Origin of the sequence: Hydrogenophaga palleronii (assembly GCF_031457455.1) — a bacterium.
GTDB classification, from domain to species: Bacteria; Pseudomonadota; Gammaproteobacteria; order Burkholderiales; family Burkholderiaceae_C; genus Hydrogenophaga; species Hydrogenophaga palleronii_A.
This window is the reverse complement of the sequence record NZ_JAVDWU010000007.1, coordinates 240,151-253,687: the sequence shown is the minus strand read 5'-3', so window position 1 is coordinate 253,687 and position 13,537 is coordinate 240,151. Positions and strand designations below refer to the sequence as shown.

Annotated in this window: 15 protein-coding genes; 9 read left to right on the top strand and 6 right to left on the bottom strand. The window is 63.3% G+C overall.

Annotation, left to right across the window (positions count from 1 at the left end; genetic code table 11):
• Positions 1-63 precede the first annotated feature (63 nt).
• The 5 genes from J2W49_RS17320 (at position 64) to J2W49_RS17300 (ending at position 4,246) form a co-directional block, all read left to right on the top strand.
• Positions 64-702: a plasmid pRiA4b ORF-3 family protein gene (locus J2W49_RS17320; protein ID WP_310319026.1), complete on the top strand. Its 639-nt coding sequence runs from the start codon at positions 64-66 to the stop codon at positions 700-702.
• 239 nt (positions 703-941) lie between these two features.
• Positions 942-1,565 (top strand): nucleotidyltransferase domain-containing protein, encoded by a 624-nt coding sequence (locus tag J2W49_RS17315; protein WP_310319023.1) that lies wholly within the window; start codon positions 942-944, stop codon positions 1,563-1,565.
• Positions 1,543-1,959: a hypothetical protein gene (locus tag J2W49_RS17310; RefSeq protein WP_310319020.1), complete on the top strand. Its 417-nt coding sequence runs from the start codon at positions 1,543-1,545 to the stop codon at positions 1,957-1,959. The genes J2W49_RS17315 and J2W49_RS17310 overlap by 23 nt, the downstream gene beginning before the upstream one ends.
• A gap of 113 nt (positions 1,960-2,072) precedes the next feature.
• The gene (locus J2W49_RS17305) at positions 2,073-3,335 is read left to right on the top strand and encodes a 50S ribosomal protein L11 methyltransferase (protein WP_310319017.1); all 1,263 of its coding nucleotides are present in this window, start codon (positions 2,073-2,075) and stop codon (positions 3,333-3,335) included.
• 179 nt (positions 3,336-3,514) lie between these two features.
• Positions 3,515-4,246: an oxygen-binding di-iron domain-containing protein gene (locus J2W49_RS17300; RefSeq protein WP_310319014.1), complete on the top strand. Its 732-nt coding sequence runs from the start codon at positions 3,515-3,517 to the stop codon at positions 4,244-4,246.
• 7 nt (positions 4,247-4,253) lie between these two features.
• Here J2W49_RS17300 and J2W49_RS17295 read toward each other — a convergent pair whose 3' ends face one another.
• Entirely contained in the window at positions 4,254-4,682 is a 429-nt protein-coding gene (locus tag J2W49_RS17295; protein ID WP_310319011.1) for a hypothetical protein, read from the bottom strand.
• Between the two features lie 269 nt (positions 4,683-4,951).
• On the opposite strand from J2W49_RS17295, the gene J2W49_RS17290 reads away from it, so the two are divergent.
• Positions 4,952-5,260: a hypothetical protein gene (locus J2W49_RS17290; RefSeq protein ID WP_310319008.1), complete on the top strand. Its 309-nt coding sequence runs from the start codon at positions 4,952-4,954 to the stop codon at positions 5,258-5,260.
• On the opposite strand, the gene J2W49_RS17285 is transcribed toward J2W49_RS17290, so the two are convergent.
• Entirely contained in the window at positions 5,261-7,120 is a 1,860-nt protein-coding gene (locus tag J2W49_RS17285; RefSeq protein ID WP_310319006.1) for a 3'-5' exonuclease, read from the bottom strand.
• Between the two features lie 141 nt (positions 7,121-7,261).
• Here J2W49_RS17285 and J2W49_RS17280 point away from each other — a divergent pair, with 141 nt between their 5' ends.
• The 3 genes from J2W49_RS17280 to J2W49_RS17270 all read left to right on the top strand — a co-directional run bounded on the left by J2W49_RS17280 (position 7,262) and on the right by J2W49_RS17270 (position 8,483).
• The gene (locus J2W49_RS17280; RefSeq protein WP_310319003.1) at positions 7,262-7,927 is read left to right on the top strand and encodes a hypothetical protein; all 666 of its coding nucleotides are present in this window, start codon (positions 7,262-7,264) and stop codon (positions 7,925-7,927) included.
• Positions 7,928-7,992: 65 nt separating this feature from the next.
• Positions 7,993-8,136, top strand: coding sequence for a hypothetical protein (locus J2W49_RS17275; RefSeq protein ID WP_310319000.1), 144 nt, complete (start codon positions 7,993-7,995; stop codon positions 8,134-8,136).
• Positions 8,133-8,483, top strand: coding sequence for a thioredoxin family protein (locus J2W49_RS17270; RefSeq protein ID WP_310318997.1), 351 nt, complete (start codon positions 8,133-8,135; stop codon positions 8,481-8,483). Before J2W49_RS17275 ends, J2W49_RS17270 begins: the two co-directional genes overlap by 4 nt.
• 237 nt (positions 8,484-8,720) lie before the next feature.
• On the opposite strand, the gene J2W49_RS17265 is transcribed toward J2W49_RS17270, so the two are convergent.
• The 4 genes from J2W49_RS17265 to J2W49_RS17250 form a co-directional block, all read right to left on the bottom strand.
• Positions 8,721-10,070, bottom strand: a complete 1,350-nt coding sequence (locus J2W49_RS17265; protein ID WP_310318994.1) for a LytR C-terminal domain-containing protein — start codon at positions 10,068-10,070, stop codon at positions 8,721-8,723.
• Positions 10,071-10,155: 85 nt separating this feature from the next.
• Positions 10,156-11,118, bottom strand: a complete 963-nt coding sequence (locus J2W49_RS17260) for a type II secretion system F family protein (protein ID WP_310318991.1) — start codon at positions 11,116-11,118, stop codon at positions 10,156-10,158.
• A gap of 3 nt (positions 11,119-11,121) precedes the next feature.
• Positions 11,122-12,099, bottom strand: a complete 978-nt coding sequence (locus J2W49_RS17255; RefSeq protein WP_310318987.1) for a type II secretion system F family protein — start codon at positions 12,097-12,099, stop codon at positions 11,122-11,124.
• A gap of 20 nt (positions 12,100-12,119) precedes the next feature.
• Positions 12,120-13,481 carry a TadA family conjugal transfer-associated ATPase gene (locus tag J2W49_RS17250; protein ID WP_310318985.1) on the bottom strand — a complete coding sequence of 454 codons (1,362 nt, stop codon included), beginning with the start codon at positions 13,479-13,481 and terminating at the stop codon, positions 12,120-12,122.
• Between the last annotated feature and the right edge of the window lie 56 nt (positions 13,482-13,537).

Here is a 13,537-nt window from a genome sequence, read left to right as displayed (position 1 = left end):
CCCTCAAGGGCTACCATCCGGGCGGTTGTGATTTGACCGATTGTTCTTTGATGGGAGGCCACGGTGTTGTCTTCGCACAATGCGCTGCTGCTACGGGTTGAGCTGAAGGACTTCAAGCCGGCGATTTACCGGGAAGTCTTGGTGGACCCGAACATCACCCTGCGTGTCTTGCATGCGGTGATTCAGGCAGCTATGGGTTGGGAGAACGCGCATTTGTATGCTTTCGCCCAGCCGCTTCGCTCGACAGAACCGTTCTGGAAGATTCCGAATCAGCGGAAATGGCAGCAGCCCAGCCCCGACGCGTGGGGCGAGCCGATGGGCAACGATGCCAAGGTCAAGCTCTCTCAATTGCTGACCGCGCCGAAAATGCGCCTGCTGTACCTCTACGACTTTGGTGACGAGTGGGTGCACACCATCACGCTCATGGCTTTCAGCAACGCCGACGTTCCACTGCCCCATTTGCTCAAGGCACAGAATGGCTGCCCGCCAGAAGACTGCGGCGGCCCACCCGGTGCAGAGTACTGGTCACACGCTTGGTACAACGACGCACATGAAGACCATGAAACGGCACGCGACATGTTTGGGGAGCACGAGCCGGGCTCGCTGGACTTTGCAGCGCTGCAAAAGGCGGTCGCCGAGCTGAGGAAGCCTGCCCCCCGCGCAAGTAAGGCAGCATGCAGTGGCAAGACCTCTTCGCATTGAACTCCCCGGCACGGTCTGTCACCTGACCTCGCGCGGCGGCCGCCGGGAGCAAATCTTTGCGGATGACGTGAATCGGCAGCCTTTGCTGGACCTGCTTGTCGGTGTCGCGGGTGAGCCGGATCGTGGCACTGTTGCAGGGCGACTTGGCATGAGTCGTCCATAAGGCTCTCGGAGTGACTGCACGGTCAGAATGTTGATCAAGCAAACCCAAAATGGGTATTATCAAACCTAATATGGGTATGAATACTGTAATTTCTCCCTCTTCCATCGCAGACGCGCTCTTCTCGAAGGCACGTCAGCGCGTGTTGGCCGTCTTCTTCTGCACGCCTGACCGCAGCTTCTACACGAATGAGGTGATCGGCCTGGCGCAGTCGGGTGCAGGAGCGGTGCAACGCGAATTGGCGGATCTCGCCAGCGCCGGCCTGCTCACGGTGCGCAAGCAGGGCAACCAGAAGCACTTTCAGGCCAATGCGGCGTCACCGGTGTTTACTGAATTGCGCGGGCTGGTGCTCAAGACGATGGGGTTGGCAGACGTGCTGCGCGCCGCCCTGGCACCGCTGGCGCCGCAGATCGAGCAGGCCTTTGTGTTTGGCTCCATCGCCAAACAGCAAGACACGGCAGCCAGCGATGTGGACTTGCTGGTGGTGAGCGATACGCTGGGCTATGGCGAGGTATTCGCAGCGCTGGAAAGCGCCAGCCAGACACTGGGGCGCACCGTGAACCCGGCGCTCTACACCGCCAAGGATTTCCGCGCCCGCCTGCAGGGCGACAATGCGTTCATCAACCGCGTGATGCAACAGCCAAAGATATGGCTGATCGGCCAGGAGGAATCACAGCCACATGAGCCCGACCAACCCACTTGAAAACCTGAGTCGCCCCGGCGGCTCGCTCAAACCTGAGCCGCCAGATGCGGCAGAGATTGCAGGTTTGCTGCGCACCGGCCGCGCCCGTCTGGCAGACGCCGGCAACACCACATTGGCGCTGGAGAGCCGCTTTGACCTGGCCTACAACGCGGCCCACGCCTTGTGCCTTGCAGCCCTGCGCGCCAAGGGCTACCGAGCCAGCAACCGCTACATCGTCTTTCAGGTACTGCCGCACACGCTGGGGCTCGGACCCGAGGTCTGGAAGGTGCTGGACCTGTGCCACAACAAGCGGAACCTGGGCGAGTACGAAGGCTTGCTGGAAGTGGACGAGCGGCTGGTTGGTGATCTGATCACAGCGGCGCAGCACGTGGATGCGGCACTGCCGACGGTGTAAAGGCGTCAGCCTACAAGGCCAGTGCGGTCGGGTGCGTGAAGAGGAGCGGCTCAAGCAAGAGATGCCATGAGCGATTAGGAGGACAATCCCCGTTTGCACTCGGGCCCCTCCCCATGCCGCTGCTCCCCGCTACTGAGTGCGCTGAATCGCCCAGCCTGCCCGCCTCCCACCCGTTGATCCACTGGACCACGCCCGACGGCGTGACCGTGTCGGCAAGCTGGCGCTCCGAACGTGGCGCCCCGGCGCCGCAGCGGGTGGTGCTGGCCGACGACACCACCACAGCAGACGCCGCCTACCGGCTGGCATGCGCCGGCACCGCCCTGCTCTGGCAGGGCGACTTTCACAACGCCCGCCAGCTGCTGCAGGCCATGGCCCGCCGATGCGACGCCACGCCAGCCCGCAAAAAGCGCAAGGCCGCCCCACCGGCAGGCGCAGACAACGCCTGCCCAGCCGGCGCTGAGGCCTTTCACAAACACCGCCAGGCGCAGTCGCAGCGGGCCCGCATTCTTGGCATGGTGCTGCTGCGCTTTGAACCCGACCACACGCTGATCCTGCGCCGTGCGCCCGATGTGCAGCAGGCCTGCACCCACGCCTGGGGCGCTGCCGTGCCGGGCGACATGGATTCGGTCGCTTCTTTGCGGGAATTGCTGGGCTTCACCAGCGCCGAGGAGTGGCGCCGCGTGGGGGTCGAAATTCCCGCGCTGGGCGCGCTGCCCCACAGCCGCGTGTTTCCTCACTACGGCGTGTTTTCGCCGGTGCGTGGCGAGTACATCGATCTGGTGGCACAGACCCCTCTGCCAGTGGTGCCGCCAGGTCAGGCCAGCGCAGCCGCCCTGCCGGTGTTTGACATTGGCACCGGCACGGGCGTACTGTCGGCCGTGCTGGCGCGCCGTGGCGCAGGGCCCATCACCGCCACCGACCTGGACCCCCGGGCCCTGGCCTGCGCCCGGGAAAACCTGGCGCAACTGGGCGTGAGCGAGCGTGTGACCTTGCTGAAAACCGATTTGTTTCCACCCGGCAAGGCGATGCTGGTGGTGTGCAACCCACCCTGGCTACCGGCCCGCGCCAGTTCCCCGGTGGAACGGGCGGTGTACGACGAAGGCAGCCGCATGCTGCAGGGTTATTTGAATGGTCTGGCCGAGCACCTGTTGCCCGGGGGCGAAGGCTGGCTCATCTTGTCTGACCTGGCCGAACACCTGGGCCTGCGCAGCCGCGCCGAGCTGATGGGCTGGATCGCGCAAGCGGGCCTGCAGGTGCGGGGCCGTCTGGACGCCAAGCCCCGGCACAGCAAGGCAAGCAACGCCAACGACCCTTTGCACAGCGCGCGTTCGGCCGAGGTGACCTCGCTGTGGCGCCTGGGCTTGGCTGTGCCTTGAGCCTGGCGGCCGATGCAGGCGACTGACCCTGGAGCAGCGGGTACAGAATCGCAAGCATCTGCTCGGAACAGTTGGCACAAGCTTGAAACGCCTGTGCTTGCGTAGCGCTGACGCGGGATCGGATTTACCATTCGGCCACTCAGCCAGGTGCAGCGCAACGCACAGCAAGTGAGGTGGCCATGTCGAACACACGCATTGACGAGATCACTGAAGACATCTTCCGCATCTCCACTTACGTGCCGGACTACAACCTGGAGTTCAACCAGTTTCTGGTGCGTGACGCGCAGCCCCTGCTTTATCACACCGGCATGGGTTTTCTTTTTCCGGCGGTGCAAGAGGCTGTGGCTAAGTTGATCGCACCGACAGATCTGCGCTGGGTGGGCTTCAGCCATTTTGAGCAGGACGAGTGTGGCTCACTCACGCAGTGGCTGGCCGTCGCGCCCCAGGCGCAACCGGTTTGCAACATGGTGTCGGCCTTGGTCAATGTGAACGACGCCACGGACCGGGAGAACCGCATTTTTCAAGATGGCGAAGTGTTCTCCACCGGCAAGCATCGCTTTCGTTTCCTGAGCACCCCACACGTGCCACACGGCTGGGACGCCAGCCTGCTGTTCGAGGAGACGAAGGGCGTGTTGTTTTGTTCGGATCTGTTCACCCACTCTGGCGAACAAGCCGCGCTCGCAGACGATATTGCTGACAAGGCACACAAAGACCTGCTGGAGCAACAGCAGGGCCCTTTCCGCGACTTCATGGCCTACAACGCCACGACGGACGCCACGCTTTCCAGCCTGGCCGAACTCAACCCCACGGTACTGGCCGTGATGCATGGATCAAGCTTGGCCGGCGACGGAGCGGCCGCCATACAGGACTTGCGGCGGTCGCTCCGTTCGGTTCTGGGGAGCAGCGGATGAAGCGCCCTCAGTGCAGTGTGTTCGCCATGATCTGGTGCACCTCCTGCCCCAGACCCTTGGACGGAATGACCACCATCTGCTTGCCGCCAAACTCAGCCGAGTAGCGCGGTGAATCGCTGGCATGCTGGTAGGCTTGGCCGAGCTGGACGATCAACTCCCCCACCTGAACCGCCGACAGATGGTGTTCCTTGGCCATGTCCTTGAGGCTGCTGACCTTGCCGTCATGAATCCAGGCAATGCCAAAGCTCTCGGGTGGCTTGCCCAGGAACACAAAGGCCTCATGCTCTGCCGGCACCACCTCCAGGTGATCAGACACCTTGTGTGCCAGCTCCTCCAGCGGCGCCTTGACTTCATCGAGTTTGACCAGCGCGTCGTTGCCAGCCGGCAGCGGTGGGTACTTGACCTTGCTGCCAAAAAACTTCTCCAGTAGTCCCATGTTGTTCTCCTTTCAGGTTTAAAGAAAGAGAGCCTGACAACTGCTCATGAGCGCGGGGCTCGGCGGAAGCGAGGGGGAAAGATGTCGTCAGGCGCTTTCACCATAGACCATTGGGGCGTTTTTTTCAAATCGGATCGATGAAACGACTGCCTGCCCGGTCTGGCCTTGATCACGTCGACGAATGGCAAACCTCTCGTCAATACCCGGTGCGTGCTGCCATAAACTCGCGGTGAACCGCTGCTGTCGGGCGGCCAGTATTTGCACCAACGATGAGTTCCAAGCAGACCATTCTTGACCGCGAGTTGTTCACCGAGGCCTTGCGCCACATGGGAGAGGAAGATCTGCTTTACCTCAACCGCATGGTGATCGAACGTCTGAACCTGCTGGCTCAGGCCAAGAGCACGGTGGAACTGGCACAGTTCGCCGAAGGTGACCGCGTTCACTTCACCACCAACGATGGCAGTGTCAAGCGCGGCATTGTGCTGCGCCTGAACAAAAAGACCGCCAGCGTGCGCACCGACGAAGGGCAGAGCTGGAAGGTCTCACCGGGCTTGCTGAGCAAGGCGGCTGCGCGCTGATCAAGCCGCCAGCCGCTGCCCAAACCGCCCTTCCCCACCCATGCCAATGATCAGCCGCTGCGTGGCCCGCGTGGCGCCCACGTAGAACAGCTTGGCTTCTTCGCGCTCGTCTTCTCCCGGGGCGGGCATGTGGCCCGCTCCCACCAGCGCTACCACCGGAAACTCCAGCCCCTTGCTGGCGTGCATGGTCAGCACCTTGATGGTGTCGCTGGCCAGGTCGAAGCCTCTGTTGCCAGAGCCTCTGCGCACCCGGTGTGGCAGGCCGTGGTGATTGAGCACGTCTGAACACAGCTCCATCTCGTTGTGGTGCCGGCAAATGATGGCCATGTCGCCCCAGGCGTGGCCTTCTTTGTGCGCCGCACCCAGCAGTTCGGCCACCTGGGTGGCTTCAGCCCGCAGGGTGGGCAGGCGGATGATGAGCGGCGGTTCGCCGTCGCGACCGCAGCTCACGGGTTTCAGCATGGGAATACCGTCTTCATCCTGGTCTTCGGCGGTCAATAGATCAGCGGCGACAAGGCTCGCAACTTGCAAAATCTGCCGTGTGTTGCGGTAGTTGATTTTGAGGATGGTGGTGCGCCCTTGGGCCTGAATGCCCAGGCTCTTGAAGCTGAACGGCTTGCTGCCTTCGCGCTTGCGGCTGCGCTCGTAAATGCTCTGTGCGTCGTCATACAGCACCAGCAGGCTGTTGGTGGTGGGGTCCACCATCAGGGCGACGAGCTTGAGCCATTCGGGCGCGAAGTCGTGGCCTTCGTCAATCAGCACGGCCTGGTACTGGCCGCTGGGGATCTGCTTGCGGTCAACGCCGGTGATGACGCGCTGCACCATGTCTTCAAAGAAGCGGTCTTTGGCTTGGCTTTGATGTGGCAGGTCTTGCCCGTAGGCCACCAGCTGGTCGCGGCACCATTTGTGGAAGTGCACCGCGTGCACGCGGTCGGCAATGCCTTTGGCCTCCATCACGTGGGCGAGCTGCCTGGCCAGCGGTTCGTTGTAGCAAAGGATGAGGATGGGCTTTCCGTGTGCGGTGGCCTCCTTGTTGAAGGCCTTGGCGAGGTGTTCGGCCCGGTAGCCCAGCAGCATGGTCTTGCCTGAACCGGCCACGCCATGGATCACGCGGTGCCCCTCGCCCAGACTGCGCGCCAGTTGCTCCTGCTGAATGTCCATCACACGCATGATGCTGGGCAGATCGGCCTCTTCCTCGTCCACCGCAGCGGCGGCAAACAGCGCGCCCTGTTCCGGCACGCGCACTTCAGGAAACATGATCCAGCGCACGCGGTCCATCTGCGGCAGCGACATGGCGCCCCCCATCAAATACGGAAACATGTCCCACAGGCGGCTCTGCAATGCTTCGGGCTCCACATGCTCGCCCATCTCGTCCTGGCAGACCACGCGGTGCGGCTCCAAGGCCAGACCAAGCTCCGCTTTGTCGAATTGCGCACGGGTGATGTTGGGCAGCACCACGCCATAGCTCCACGGAAACGCCAGCTTGCCCTTGTGCCTGCCTTCAGGCTGCACCAGTTGCGGGTCGCGCTCCAGCGCGTTGACCACCTGGTGCGCGTATTGCCGGGCCTGCTCCAGTGGGTTGGGCAGTGTCTTGGGGCCGTTGTCGCCGTGGATCTCCCAGGTCTGCTTGTTGACCTGGATGAGGGTGGAGAGGCGGAAGTCCTTGACCTCCAGAATCAGGATGCCCCGGCGTGGGTGCATGACCACGAAGTCCGGGTGCTGGTGCTTGGGACCCACGGCCACGTCGTACCAGAGCAGGTAGTCGGCATCGAGCTTGTCTTCCAACCGCTCGGCGGTGCGGCGCTCGCCCGATGTCATGCGCGACACACAGCTGCCAAGTGCGGGTATGAGTGTGGCCATCGATGTACGTCTTTGCTTCCCTGCTCGCATGATGCACCAATCGTTGGCCCAAGCACCACTCAGGCTGCCCAGCAGACCTCTACCGTGGCTGGAATCTCTACCTCTATGATGCGGCACCCACCTTCCGGAGCCTCTTCCCCCATGCCTGTTGCCCTGCCGCGTTTTGATCTTCGAACGCCCGCTGTTCTGACCGCCTTGTTTGCCGTTCTTTCCCTGACGCTGCTGGCGGGGTGCGGTGCAGAGATTCCGTACCCTGGCAAAGACGCGGTGACTCGTTCAGGCGGGCCCGGCTGCACGGTGGTCTCTGTGCAAGACATGGAGCGCCTGCCCGAAAAGAAGCCCGGCTATCGGCGCGTGGCCTATGCGTATGAGGCCGATTGCGTGCCAGAGGGCGGCACCACGGCGCGCAGGGTGCGTGCGCGAATGGTGTTTGAGGAGTATTCGCCCGGCGAGATGATGGGAGGAGGGAAAGCCTGGTCGGGTGATCGTGAGCTGTTGGATGACGCCGTCGGGTCCCTGGCCAGCGGCAAGGGCACCGTCACGCTGTCCTCCACCGATTGCACCGCCTACGTGCAGCGGGTGGTTAACGACGTATTGCCTTGCTTGCGAGAGCAGATGCCCGAACTGGTTGCACCCCTGCAGCAACAGGTGGATGCCTACTGGCAGAAAGCGTCCTTCGAGGCAGTGACGCGCAACCAGGCAGCGGCCGAGATCGCGTACGACGCGCAGTGCCTGCATCGCTGGCACCAGATCAACCGGCAACTGCCTTCCGGCAATGCGCCGGGCGCTTGTGGACTTAAAGACTGAGCAGCTGGGCTTTCATGCTGTCCAATGAGAACCTTCACGCAACCCTGAGCGGAGCGTACCCATCCATGAGCTTCTTTCCCACACTGCCGATCGACGCCGGTGTTCGCCACATCCTCACGCTGAACCCTGAAGCGGGTCGCGCGCTGCTTGCGTTCCTCAGCGCTGCGCTGTGTAGCGCCGGGCCGCAAGAACCCGGGGCGCAGGCATGACGATGCACGTGGTGTGCCTGTGCGCCGCATGGTGCGGCACCTGTCGCGACTACTTGCCGGTATTCACTGCATTGGCTGAAGCACAGCCGGGATGGCGCACGCACTGGGTGGATGTGGAAGACTTCGAGGCCGCGCTGGACGAGGCAGACATCACGACCTTCCCGATGATTCTGATCGCGAACGGCGAAGGCACATTGTGTTTTGCCGGCCCGGTCACGCCCCAGCCGGGCATGCTGCAGCGCCTTTGCGACGCGGCGCGTCAGGGCTCGCTGCGGCTGGGCGATGCCGAGGCCGCGACCTGGCAGCCTTTGTTGGAGGCTCTGCAAATTCGAAGATCCGTGGCCTGAAGAGACAGGCGGTTTCGCCTTCCCGCTTGGAGTGGCTCATGAGCAAAGCGCTGATTTCGACAGAGCGACCATCAGCCATCTCCATCTGCAATAGGTCACCGGCCTCGCTTCGCCTGAGGAAAAAAAGTCATCGCGCCTTCCTCACCCATGTGCTGTTCGCTGCCTCAGTCTGGTGCTTCTGGTTCACACCATGTTGGCAATGGCTGCCTTCGCATGCTCGCTCTCACGCGAAATGATTCAACCAGCCCGTCCGGATGTCGTTGGCTTCTGAGCCAGATTCGCATGGTTGCCATCAAGCCAGGCAGCAATGGTTTTACCCATGGCATCCTGACCCAGCACCAGGCGCAGACTCATGTCGCGATCCAGCCTGGACACGGGCACCAGATCCACCTGCACCGGCAAGCGCGAGACCAATGCCTGCGCCGCCGCTTCCTGGCCCCGCACATACTCGATCTGGGTGCGAAGCTGCCGGTACGGCTTGGCATTGGTCAGGCGGGCCGTTGCCACGCCATCCTCGGCCAACCTGTCGGCAGTGCGGCGGGCCAGGCCAACCACGCCCACCCCATTGGCGACTTCCAGTTTGACGCTACGGATGTCGGTCCAGAGGGCAAAAGGGCCATTCTGCAAGGCCAGCTCCCGGCTGAGCACCAGACGGTAACCGGTATCAGGGGCGGGCATGGGTTCGACCTGCACCACTTCCCGCATCGAGTGAGCGGCGGGTGCATTGGAGGACGAGGCTTGCGCAACAGGCGCAGGCAACATGAAGCCGTCCGACACCACCTGCAGCACCCTCACTGAGGGTTCTGCGCCTTGCACGATGTGAGCCGTGGGTGGCACCACCGGTTCGGACTGGCCCAATGAAACGAGCGTGGCCGAAGGTGCAGAGGACGGACTCACAGTCCCGACCGCTGCCGGCACCGGCGCAGCGGCAGCGACGTCGTTCGCAGGCTGCGAACCGGCCTGGCTATCCGGCAGGCGCAACTCAAACACCTGGGACGCCACCGCGACGATCTGAACCGACCGTGAAGCTCCCCCGCCACCGGCAGAGGACTGCTGCTGAGGGGATGTATCTGCCGCTTGAGCTTGTTGCCTCGACTCGTCGGCGCGCGCCTTCTCCAGCATGGCCAGATTGCGCAACGTCTGCTGACTGTCGGGCTGCAGCTCACGGGCCATGCGCAAAGATAGCTGTGCCTCGTCCAAGCGCTGCGCGCGCAGCAGGGTGTAGCCGAGGTTGTTGTGGATGTGGCCAGCCCGGGGCGCCAGGTCGCGTGCGCGCACCAGCAGATCCAGCGCCTCTCGGGTACGCCCATCCTGGGCCAGGATCACCCCCAGACCATTGAGCGCGCCCACGTGGTCCGGCTTCATTTCCAACGCGCGCCTGTAGCGCTGCGCAGCAGTCGCCAGCTGACCCTGATCGTGCGCCAGCCGCGCCATCGCGTACATGCTTTCCGACACCGACATCTGGGGTCTGAGCACTGGGGCCGGTCCGAAACGCAACACCGGTTCTATCCGCATGTCGGGCTCCAGGGTGGAACACCCCATCAGGCCAGCGAGCACCAGAAGAGAGGCCGTGGTCTTGAGCTTCATGTCGTATCTCCTCGTTCGGGGCAGTGTGCGATTTCTGGCGTGATGAGCGGGCATGAGCGAAAGACGTTCAGCACACTCAGCAAACTCAGCCCCCACCGCCTCCCATGGTGGGCAAGAGCACCCGGTAGATGCTGATCATGGCGGGCCCCATGAGCACCAGCATCAGCGATGGAAAAATGAAAAAGATCAGCGGAAACAGCAGTTTCAGCGGAATCTTTGCCGCACGCTCTTCGGCGCGCAATCGCCGGTGAACCCGCATGGTCTCGCCTTGAATGCGCAGCGCCTCGGCGACATTGGTGCCAAAGCGGTCGGCCTGCACAATCATGGCGACGAAGGAGGCCACGTCGTCGACGCCGGTGCGCAAGGCCAGGTTGCGCAGCGCCACTTCGCGCTTGACGCCCATGCGCAGCTCCAGCGCAACCAGATTGAGTTCATCCTCCAGGGCCTGGCTACGCATGCCAATCTCGCTGGCGGCCCGGTTCATCGCCGCGTCGAGCCCCAGGCCGGCCTCCACACACACGGTCATCAGGTCCAGTGCATCGGGCAATGCATCCTGTATCTCGGTCTTGCGCCATGACACCAGTCGCGCCAGGATCCCGTTGGGCAGGTAGTAGCCGATTCCTGCCAGCAACAACAGGAAGATCAGGTGGGCATTGGTGCTGAGCTGAACCGCCACCAGGCCTGTGATCATCAGGAACAGCCCCGGCAGACCCAGCGCAAGCACCGTCTTGGCCGCAAAGTACAGGGCGGGCCAGCTCTTCTCGCGCAGACCGGCCTGCATGAAACGCACCCGCAGACTGGAGCCATCCCACCCCTCTTTGGGTGCCGAGAGCCTGGCCACCGGCCCCACCGCCTTGACCACCTTGGCGTGCCATTCGGCTCTGCCTTCCAGACCCGGGCTGCGCAGACCCACCGAGCCCACCTGATCCAGGCGCTGCTGCACCCCGGCCCGCCGGTTGAGCCACATGGCCAGTCCCAGGGTGATGCCGGTCACAGCCAGAAACACCAGCAGCAGCATCGGCCATTGATTGTTGAGCAGGTTGGTCATGATTCAGACCTTGATATCGATGATGCGCCACATGACAAAAATGCCCAGAACCATCATGGCCAGAGCGCCGTAGATCAGGTTCAATCCGAAAGGGTCGGTGAACAAGACCTTGATGTAGCCAGGGTTCACGATGGAGATCGCCAGCGCCACGCCAAACGGCAACATGGTCAGGATCCACGCAGAGAGCTTGCCCTCGGCCGCCAGCACCCGCACCTTGGCAAACAGCTTGAAGCGCTCGCGCACCAGTTCGGCCAGCTTGCCCAGCAGCTCGGCCAGGTTGCCGCCGGTTTCGCGCTGAATGACCACCGCCATCACAAAATAACGCACATCCGGGCTGGGCACCCGCGCGGCCAGATTGCTCAGCGCGTTGTCGGCTGAGACGCCAAAGCCGATTTCGTCCGAGGTGATGCGGAACTCATTGGCAACGGGTTGCGGCGCTTCGCTGCCCACCATGGCCAGCGCCACCGGAAAGGCATGGCCGGCACGCATGGCGCGCGACATCAGGTCCAGAGCGTCGGGCAGTTGAGCCTCGATCTTGTGCAGGCGCTTGTTGCGCCGACGAACCAGCAGCACGAAGGGCAGCAACGCCAACACCACCACCATCCCCAGCACGAAAAACCATGGCCAGCGCAGCACAAGGCCCACCAACAGCCCGCCCAGAACCAGCATGGCACACACACCCAAAAAGTGCGAAACGGTGTTGCGATCACCCGCCTGCTGCATCAACCGGTCGAGCTGTCGGGCGCGCGGCATGCCCAGCAGCAGACGCTGGAACGATGGGCTCTCGCTCAGCAGGCGCTGTCGGATCATCGAGAGCTCGCCCTCCTCCACCTGGCCACCGGCCGAGATGGCGCGCAGGCGCTGCTCGACCCGCCGCACCTCGGGGCTCTTGGTGTCGCTCCAGTACACGTAGAGGCCTTCCAGCAGCAGCACCACCGCCAGAAAACCCAGCAAGACGAAAAGTGCCAGTCCGAGGTTCATATGCTTGCTCGCAGGTACGGTTACTCGTAGATCAGGGTCGGATCGAAGGTCGCGTCGGGCACCGACAAGCCGTACGTCTTGAGCCGGTCCATGAACTTGGGCCGCACCCCGGTGGCCCTGAAGTGCCCCTGCACCGTGCCATCGGCGGCCATGCCCGTCTGGGTGAATCGGTAGATTTCCTGCATGGTGATGACATCGCCCTCCATGCCGGTGATCTCCTGCAGACTCACCAGCTTGCGTCGGCCGTCGTTCAGGCGCGCAATCTGAATGACCGCATGTATCGCCGAGCTGATCTGCTGCCGCATCGCGTCCTGCGGAATGGTGGCCCCGCCGTAGGTGGCCATGTTCTCCAGCCGGGTCAGTGCATCGCGCGGCGAGTTGGCGTGCACCGTGGCCATGGAGCCTTCGTGGCCGGTGTTCATGGCCTGCAGCATGTCCAGCACCTCCGCGCCACGCACCTCACCCAGCACCACCCGGTCGGGCCGCATGCGCAGGCTGTTGATCACCAGAGCGCGCTGGCTCACTTCACCCTTGCCCTCGATGTTGGGCGGCCTGGTCTCCAGGCGCACCACGTGGGGCTGCTGCAGCTGCAGTTCGGCTGCGTCCTCAATGGTCACGATGCGTTCGTGGAGCGGAATAGACGCCGACAGCACATTGAGTAAGGTCGTCTTGCCAGTGCCGGTACCGCCCGAGATCAGGATGTTCATCTTCCCCTTGACCATGGCCGATAGCAGTTGGGCCAGTGTCGGCGTGAGCGAGCGTTTGCCGATCAGGTCCTCCATGGTCAGCGGCACCACAGCAAACCGGCGGATCGACAGCAGAGGGCCATCCAGCGCCAGCGGCGGAATAATGGCGTTCACCCGGGAGCCATCCTGCAGGCGTGCATCCACCATCGGGCTGGACTCGTCGACTCGTCGACCGATGCGCGAGACGATCTTGTCAATGATCTTCATCAGGTGGTCGGCGTCGGAGAACACCACGTCGGTGAGTTCGAGGCGGCCACGGCGCTCGACGAACACCTGGTAAGGCCCGTTGACCAGGATATCTGCCACCGTGGGGTCGGCAAGCAGGGGCTCCAGCGGGCCCAGGCCCATGACTTCGTCCTGGATGTCCAGCACCATGCGCCGGCGTTCCTGGGCATTGAGCGCCGCACCCGATTCCAGCAGCAACTGCTCGACCAGAATGCCCAGTTCCTCTCGCAGGCGCTCAGACTTCATCGCGCCCATCACCTCCAGGTCGATGCGCCCCAGCAGTTGGGTGTGCAAGCGATCGCGCAGGTCATGGAAGGCCGCCTGGGAGGAGCCGGCCTCAAACGGCTGACGCGGCGGGTCGCCGGGACGCAGCGGACTGCGCAACTCATGGGTCTGTTCTCGGAGGTTCATGATCGTCTCGTGTGGGTCGGTGAGTCGGTCGGTGCTTCGGTCGGTGCTTCGGTCGG

Coding starts and splice junctions, on each gene's coding strand:
- J2W49_RS17300 (WP_310319014.1), top strand. CDS start 3,515: ATGTCGAACACACGCATTGACGAGATCACTGAAGACATCTTCCGCATC.
- J2W49_RS17275 (WP_310319000.1), top strand. CDS start 7,993: ATGAGCTTCTTTCCCACACTGCCGATCGACGCCGGTGTTCGCCACATC.
- J2W49_RS17265 (WP_310318994.1), bottom strand. CDS start 10,070: ATGAAGCTCAAGACCACGGCCTCTCTTCTGGTGCTCGCTGGCCTGATG.
- J2W49_RS17280 (WP_310319003.1), top strand. CDS start 7,262: ATGCCTGTTGCCCTGCCGCGTTTTGATCTTCGAACGCCCGCTGTTCTG.
- J2W49_RS17305 (WP_310319017.1), top strand. CDS start 2,073: ATGCCGCTGCTCCCCGCTACTGAGTGCGCTGAATCGCCCAGCCTGCCC.
- J2W49_RS17255 (WP_310318987.1), bottom strand. CDS start 12,099: ATGAACCTCGGACTGGCACTTTTCGTCTTGCTGGGTTTTCTGGCGGTG.
- J2W49_RS17285 (WP_310319006.1), bottom strand. CDS start 7,120: ATGGCCACACTCATACCCGCACTTGGCAGCTGTGTGTCGCGCATGACA.
- J2W49_RS17315 (WP_310319023.1), top strand. CDS start 942: ATGAATACTGTAATTTCTCCCTCTTCCATCGCAGACGCGCTCTTCTCG.
- J2W49_RS17250 (WP_310318985.1), bottom strand. CDS start 13,481: ATGAACCTCCGAGAACAGACCCATGAGTTGCGCAGTCCGCTGCGTCCC.
- J2W49_RS17295 (WP_310319011.1), bottom strand. CDS start 4,682: ATGGGACTACTGGAGAAGTTTTTTGGCAGCAAGGTCAAGTACCCACCG.
- J2W49_RS17260 (WP_310318991.1), bottom strand. CDS start 11,118: ATGACCAACCTGCTCAACAATCAATGGCCGATGCTGCTGCTGGTGTTT.
- J2W49_RS17310 (WP_310319020.1), top strand. CDS start 1,543: ATGAGCCCGACCAACCCACTTGAAAACCTGAGTCGCCCCGGCGGCTCG.
- J2W49_RS17270 (WP_310318997.1), top strand. CDS start 8,133: ATGACGATGCACGTGGTGTGCCTGTGCGCCGCATGGTGCGGCACCTGT.
- J2W49_RS17290 (WP_310319008.1), top strand. CDS start 4,952: ATGAGTTCCAAGCAGACCATTCTTGACCGCGAGTTGTTCACCGAGGCC.